At 57.2% G+C, this 1,047-nt stretch carries 1 protein-coding gene; it reads left to right on the top strand.

Going from position 1 to position 1,047, the window contains the following annotated elements:
* Window positions 1-955: helix-turn-helix domain-containing protein (locus THS27_RS26265; RefSeq protein WP_139835773.1), on the top strand; the 955-nt coding region annotated here is incomplete at its 5' end.
* Window positions 956-1,047 lie beyond the last annotated feature (92 nt).

Raw genomic sequence — 1,047 nt, 5'->3', positions numbered from 1 at the left:
TGATGTGACCACGGCTTCGGTTGTGGGGCTGGTCAGCCGGGCCATTTCCTGTTTATCCCCTTGTCTGACCGATTTATCGGTGCGTGTTCTTATTCTCCTGGTCGAGCATGTTTATGATGTGCGTGCCTGGCGCAGTGGCCGCTTGACGGTCTGGCCAGGCAATCGGCGTTTGGCCGAATTGACCGGTAAGAATGAACGGTCAATAAGACGGGCATTGTCTTTATTGGAAGCCAATCACTGGATTGTCCGGCGTTATTCGGCGACCAACCGGCGCTCGGATGGCAATGCGGGCATTGATTTGCGTCCGCTGGCTGCCCGATTGCATGACTTGCGGCAAGCAGCTGCGTTCCTCGAACAGAAGATCGTTGCTGCGCGAGAAGAAGCCAAAGCTGAACGCGACGATCTGGCGCGCCTGGAAACAGCCAAACAGACTTTGCAGGACGAAACCTCAGAACACAAAGAGTCCGGGGTGGGGGACACTTCTGTCCGCCTTAAATCCTACAAGTTAAATCCCGGTTCTACGAACCTTGTACAAGACAGGGCTTCGCAGGCAACGCCTGGGCAAAGATCGAAGCCTGCAATTTCTGATATTGATGTGGACGGTGAGATCCTGTTCTTGATGGTTCAGGCGTCGCCAACCTTGCAAAAGCAGCTTACGGCGGCAGAACTGTGCGACCTGGTCGGGCCAGCTCCGGCTGCGGCGTCGATACAGGCGGTTGTGTCGTCGGTGCGCTGGACTTTGTCCAACCAGATCAAGCTCAGACCATCCGCCTGGCAATTCGCTTTGGCCAAACATGGCTGGGCGGCGCTGGCCGCTGTGATGGTGGCGGTCGACCGGCAAGGCGTGCGTGACCCGGCGAGTTATCTGTATGCCATGCTCAAATCGGCCCGTTTGCGCGATACTGTCCGCCATAATCTGCGCGCGGTCGAGCAGCAGGAGAGCGGTCATGCGTGATTATTCTCTTGCCGTCAAACAATCTTCAGACTGTCAGCTTTTATTCGCCCGCAAGGCCCGGGGACTGGCGCATTTGCGGCGCTGGAACGGGG

Origin of the sequence: Thalassospira sp. MCCC 1A01428 (assembly GCF_002115825.1) — a bacterium.
In the GTDB taxonomy this organism is placed as follows: domain Bacteria; phylum Pseudomonadota; class Alphaproteobacteria; order Rhodospirillales; family Thalassospiraceae; genus Thalassospira.
Note: the sequence above shows the minus strand (reverse complement) of the source record. Positions and strands in the feature narration are given on the sequence as shown.